Annotated in this window: 7 protein-coding genes and 1 tRNA gene; all 8 read right to left on the minus strand. The window is 43.0% G+C overall.

Annotated elements, in window-relative coordinates:
• Positions 1-433: 433 nt before the first annotated feature.
• Entirely contained in the window at positions 434-808 is a 375-nt protein-coding gene (gene rplL / locus J3492_RS08655) for a 50S ribosomal protein L7/L12 (protein WP_207991658.1), read from the minus strand.
• A gap of 114 nt (positions 809-922) precedes the next feature.
• Entirely contained in the window at positions 923-1,450 is a 528-nt protein-coding gene (gene rplJ, locus J3492_RS08660; protein WP_207991659.1) for a 50S ribosomal protein L10, read from the minus strand.
• 461 nt (positions 1,451-1,911) lie between these two features.
• Complete coding sequence (rplA, locus tag J3492_RS08665) at positions 1,912-2,613, minus strand: 50S ribosomal protein L1 (protein ID WP_207991660.1); 702 nt, start codon at positions 2,611-2,613, stop codon at positions 1,912-1,914.
• Complete coding sequence (gene rplK / locus J3492_RS08670; RefSeq protein WP_207991661.1) at positions 2,613-3,044, minus strand: 50S ribosomal protein L11; 432 nt, start codon at positions 3,042-3,044, stop codon at positions 2,613-2,615. Before rplK ends, rplA begins: the two co-directional genes overlap by 1 nt.
• Before the next feature lie 94 nt (positions 3,045-3,138).
• On the minus strand, positions 3,139-3,669 hold the full coding sequence (gene nusG, locus J3492_RS08675) for a transcription termination/antitermination protein NusG (RefSeq protein ID WP_207991662.1): 531 nt from the start codon (positions 3,667-3,669) through the stop codon (positions 3,139-3,141).
• 56 nt (positions 3,670-3,725) lie between these two features.
• Positions 3,726-4,211: a preprotein translocase subunit SecE gene (secE, locus tag J3492_RS08680; RefSeq protein WP_207991663.1), complete on the minus strand. Its 486-nt coding sequence runs from the start codon at positions 4,209-4,211 to the stop codon at positions 3,726-3,728.
• A gap of 51 nt (positions 4,212-4,262) precedes the next feature.
• Positions 4,263-4,338, minus strand: a tRNA-Trp gene (locus J3492_RS08685).
• Between the two features lie 453 nt (positions 4,339-4,791).
• Positions 4,792-5,982 (minus strand): elongation factor Tu, encoded by a 1,191-nt coding sequence (gene tuf / locus J3492_RS08690; RefSeq protein ID WP_207991668.1) that lies wholly within the window; start codon positions 5,980-5,982, stop codon positions 4,792-4,794.
• Positions 5,983-6,000 lie beyond the last annotated feature (18 nt).

A 6,000-nucleotide genomic window follows, 5' to 3' on the forward strand; every position in this document is an offset into this window, starting at 1 on the left:
TAAGTACTATTGCTCTATTTTTCAACAACATACGGATTGTATTACCGTAATACCAACCAATAGCCTATATATCCGTAATAGATGTTTATGTAAGTAATATCGTCACTGATATCTACCGTCTATGAGCTTACGAACTGACAGTAAAACCATGCTAAACTAATTAAGATCCAGATAAATTAGATTTAAATAACGTTATTGATCATAGGAAGTATACAGACACAAAAAAGTGCCAAACACCTAAAGATGTTTAGCTTACATCAACTGATTTCAAAAACTGGCGTGTTTGCGTGCATGTATATCGTCTGTCCTTTTGATGGGTATCCACCGTTTATGATACGACTATTGGCAGACACAAAAGGTCAAGCTAATAATTATAATAAAAAAAAGCTGGCAATGCAAGGCATCACCAGCTTTTTTTAATGCTGTATTGAACTTATTTTAGTTCAACAGTTGCACCAGCTTCTTCAAGCTTCTTCTTCAACTCTTCAGCTTCGTCTTTAGACGCACCTTCTTTGATTGGAGCTGGAGCGCTTTCAACTAGGTCTTTAGCTTCTTTCAAGCCAAGGCCAGTTGCTTCACGAACTGCTTTAATGACCGCAACTTTCTTCTCGCCGAAGCTGGCAAGAACAACGTCAAACTCGTCTTTTTCTTCAGCAGCAGCGCCGCCTTCAGCAGCAGCAGCAGGTGCAGCAGCAGCAACAGCAGCAGTTACGCCGAATTTTTCTTCCATGTCGCTGATTAATTCAACGATATCCATTACTGACATTTCAGCGATTGCGTTTAACACATCTTCTTTAGATAGTGCCATGAGAACTCTCCGTTATCTGATAAAAATTAATTGATTTTAATATCGCCTATGCTGCGTGTCTGATATGACTACTGGGGCATAGATACGATGTTAAAGTTACGTTAAAACAAGCAATTAAGCGGCTTCTTTTGCGTCTTTGATTGCTGCTACAGTACGAACAAATTTGCCAGGAACTGCGTTCATAGTCTGGACAAGCTTGGTCACAGGTGCATTCATAGTTGCCATCAAGATAGAGATTGCTTCGTCGCGAGTTGGTAGCTTCGATACGCGCTCTAGCTCTTCTGGACCATAAACTTCACCACCGACTGACACTATTTTGGTCTCTAAAGCTTTGTTCTCTTTACTAAAGTCATAAACGACTCTAGCAGCAGATCCCAAATCTTCCATAGAGAAAGCCAAAAGTAATGGACCAGTCATACGGTCTGACATGCACTCAAACTTAGTGCCTTCAAAAGCGCGTTTTGCCAGGGTATTTTTTACCACTTTTAAAACAACGCCTTTTTCACGAGCTTGTTCGCGCAGCTGAGTAAGCTTCGCAACACCAATACCGTGATATTCGGCAGCTACTGCTGAGTAAGCATTAGCAGCAACTTCAGACACTTCAGCCACAACTTGTTGTTTTTGTTCTAGCGTTAATGCCATAAGTTGACTCCTTAATCTTATCAACCCTCTTATTACTTTAGTCTTTGCAGACCTAGTATAAGATAAGACTGACTTGATACGACACGTTACTTGTAGATTTAACTCTGTAAGTAACGACTGATTACGGCACCGTTATCAGAATGACGTTAAGTAATAAGTTGATAGTCATTTAAAATGATCACAGCAACTTATTGGCTTTAATCAATAACTGTGTGGGCCACCGTCTGCGTAGGACAATTAAGATTTTCATCTGTCATCGATTAACAAGACCAGCTTTTAACATCATAAGTCACTCCGAAAAGATACCTATAATCTGACTAAGCTACTCTCTACCTACGGTCTTAGACAGCGTAGCGATTGCTACACTGACCTAATTCTTTAAAATTTATTTATATACTTTATTAAGCAGTTTAAAAAACTCACTTGTTATACAGTATATTTAGCTATCAATAAACAATATTTTATTTAGCGACACGATAAGGAACAGGATCAAGGGTGATGCCAGGGCCCATCGTGCTAGATAAAGTGATTTTTTTGATATATATGCCTTTAGAGGTTGCAGGCTTGGCGCGCTTAAGATCAGCCAATAATGCTTGCGCATTCTGTGCAACTTGCTCGACAGTAAAGCCAACTTGACCGATAGTAGCATGGATAATACCAGCTTTATCAACACGGTACTGAGCTTGACCCGCTTTTGCATTAGTTACTGCTTCAGCAACGTTTGGCGTCACTGTACCGACCTTTGGGTTAGGCATTAGACCACGTGGACCTAAGATAGTACCTAATTGACCAACAACACGCATGGCATCAGGAGCAGCGATAACAACATCGAAATCCATGTTGCCAGCTTTAATGTCTTCAGCCAGATCTTCAAAACCAACCACGTCTGCACCGGCTTCTTTAGCAGCTTCAGCAGCAGCACCTTGAGCAAACACGGCGACACGTTTGGTTTTACCCGTACCAGCAGGCAGGTTGGTAGCGCCACGAACGACTTGGTCAGACTTACGTGGATCAACGCCCAAGTTTACCGCAATATCGATAGACTCTTTGAATTTTAGCGCTGGCAAATCGTTTAAAATTTGAACCGCTTCTTCGATCGTGTACTGTTTTTCATTATCGACACGGTTTTGAATTTCTTTTTGACGTTTGGTTAGCTTAGGCATTACACACCCTCCACAGAGATACCCATTGAGCGGGCAGTACCAGCAACAGTACGTACAGCTGCATCGAGGTCAGCAGCTGTTAAATCTGCATCTTTGGTTTTAACGATCTCTTCTAATTGCTCGCGTGTTACTTTACCAACTTTATCAGTATTTGGCGTGCCTGAACCTTTAGCGATACCAGCGGCTTTGCGTAACAAGAACGCAGCAGGTGGTGACTTCATGATAAAGGTAAAAGACTTATCGTTATAAACGGTAATCTCAGTTGGAATCGGCAGACCTGGTTCTTGGTTTGCAGTCGCAGCGTTAAACTCTTTACAGAACGCCATGATATTCACGCCTTTTTGACCCAAAGCTGGACCAATTGGTGGTGAAGGGTTTGCTTTACCTGCAGGCACTTGCAGTTTGATGTAACCATCAATCTTCTTAGCCATGATACTCTCCTAAATGGGTGATAGCGCCAAATCATCTTTGTACATTGATACAATGTTGATTAACGGCTCCCCGGTTGATGAATTTTTTACTGACTTAGTCTAGTTTTTCAACTTTGCTAAACTCAAGCTCAACCTGAGTTGGTCTGTTAAATACGTTTACAGTAAGCTGTAATTTAGATTTTTCGTAATCCACCTTTTCAACCAACCCCTTAAAGTCAGTAAATGGACCATCGATAACCAACAACTCTTCACCTGGCTCAAACAATGTCTTCGGACGAGGAGTTGCCTCAGTTTGATTCAGACGATTCAAAATGCGGTCTGCTTCAGCTTGGGTAATAGGCGCAGGAACTTCAGGCGTACCACCAATGAAACCCATAATACGTGGGCATTCATTGACGATATGCCAAGTGTCGTCGTTCATCTCCATTTGGATTAATACATACCCTGGGAAAAACTTACGCTCACTTTTGCGCTTTTTACCGTCTTTCATCTCAACAACTTCTTCAGTTGGCACCAATACGTCACCAAATGAATCAGCAAAGTCACTACGATTAATACGATCAGTTAGTGAACGCTGTACTTGTTTTTCATATCCTGAAAACGCTTGGACGATATACCAACGCATCTGACGCTCCTAATCGCTATATAAAAATTTCGGCTAGAGGTATCAATACATACCTATTAACCAATAAACAAGCCTACAAACCAGTTAAAGAAGTTATCTAATAACCAAATAAACAACCCAACAATACCAATGACAACAATCACTTGCCATGTATACTGAAAGGTTTCGTCTTTACCTGGCCAAGTGACACGGCGCAATTCAACTGCCGCATCTCTTAACAATATCTTAAAGGCACGGCCTTGATTGGTTAGCGCCAAACAAATTAGTGCAAACACAGCAAGGGCGACAATAATACCAATACGTACCCAAACATCATTGGCAAGCTGCCAATAACCTGGTAAATATTGATTGACTAAAGTCGCCCCTATCAAAGCTGCAATGGCTAATAGCCATAACATCATATCCTTGGCCGACCCAGTCTTCGCAACTTCAACCGCTGTATTTGGGTTTTTACCTTTTTGACTATTTTTAGTCAACATTCCACTAGCCGTCGCTTTGGCATCAGATAACTTAGACTCGAGGTTATCTTGATTATTGCTCATAGAGAACTCGCTTAGGAGATGGTGAGGTACGACAAAGATATGATAAAAAGATGGCAGGCGATGTAGGACTCGAACCTACAACCCTCGGTTTTGGAGACCGATGCTCTACCAATTGAGCCAATCGCCTATAGGTGTTAAAGGACAGCATTATACAATATTTAGGATAAAAAGCAAGCCTTACGATAAAAAATATAAGTTTACCTTCTGTGTTGGTTAATCACAATTAAGGATTCCCAACATCATATTGCACGAGATCTGCAGCGCTAATATAGCAATCTCTTAGCATAATTACAATAGTATTTTTTCTAAATATAGTCGATACACTCTAAAAATTTCATAGCGCTACTGGGATGCTTTCTGTTCAAAATATAGGTTGCGCAGCCTCTGGGAACGCAGCACGCAAGTAAAATTTATACCAGTAGCGCATTTAAATCCATAACAGTTTTACATTCAGCTGACTATACAATAATCAAAGAGAAGTATAGTACCCATATCACTGATTATTCACCAAAAAAAAGCCACCCTATAAAGGATGGCTTTTCACTAATCAATACCTTCATCAGCTTACGCTGAGTATCATTTAGTTTTTAACGTTAGCTACCACACCAGCACCTACAGTACGGCCACCTTCACGGATAGCGAAACGTAGGCCTTTATCCATAGCGATTGGGTGGATAAGCTCTACGCTCATCTCAACGTTGTCGCCTGGCATAACCATTTCAGTACCGTCTTGTAGCTGGATTGCGCCAGTCACGTCAGTGGTACGGAAGTAGAACTGTGGACGATAGCCGTTTAGGAATGGCGTGTGACGACCACCTTCTTCTTTCGATAGTACGTATACTTCGGCGTCGAAGTTGGTGTGCGGGGTGATTGAACCTGGCTTCGCTAGTACTTGGCCACGTTGGACGTCTTCACGCTTGGTACCACGTAGTAGTACGCCACAGTTTTCACCAGCACGACCTTCGTCTAGAAGCTTACGGAACATCTCAACACCAGTACAGGTGGTTTTTTGGGTGTCACGGATACCGACGATTTCGATTTCGTCGCCAACGCGTACGATACCTGATTCAACACGGCCGGTAACAACGGTACCACGACCTGAGATTGAGAAGACGTCTTCGATTGGCATTAGGAATGCTTTGTCGACGTCACGCTCTGGCTCTGGGATGTAGGTGTCTAGGGTTTCTAGTAGTTCTAGAACTGCTGGTTCGCCGTATTTGCCGTCGTCGCCTTTTAGGGCTTGGGTGGCACTACCTTTCATGATTGGGGTGTCGTCACCTGGGAAGTCGTAGTCGTTTAGAAGTTCACGTACTTCCATTTCTACGAGCTCTAGCAACTCTTCGTCGTCTACTAGGTCACATTTGTTCATGAAGACGATGATGTAGGGTACGCCAACCTGACGTGATAGCAGGATGTGCTCACGGGTTTGTGGCATTGGGCCGTCAGTGGCTGATACGACTAAGATTGCGCCGTCCATCTGAGCGGCACCAGTGATCATGTTTTTGACGTAGTCGGCGTGACCTGGGCAGTCAACGTGGGCGTAGTGACGGGTTTCGGTGTCATACTCTACGTGTGAGGTGTTGATGGTGATGCCACGTGCTTTTTCTTCAGGCGCTGAGTCAATGGCTGCGTAGTCTTTGGCTTCGCCGCCTGAGGCTTTGGCTGCTACGGTTGCGATAGCGGCTGTTAGGGTGGTTTTACCGTGGTCAACGTGTCCGATGGTGCCGACGTTGACGTGGGGCTTGTTGCGTTCAAACTTGGCCTTTGCCATGGGTATTTCCTCTTTATT

It is taken from the genome of Psychrobacter coccoides (genome assembly GCF_017498085.1).
Taxonomy (GTDB): Bacteria; Pseudomonadota; Gammaproteobacteria; order Pseudomonadales; family Moraxellaceae; genus Psychrobacter; species Psychrobacter coccoides.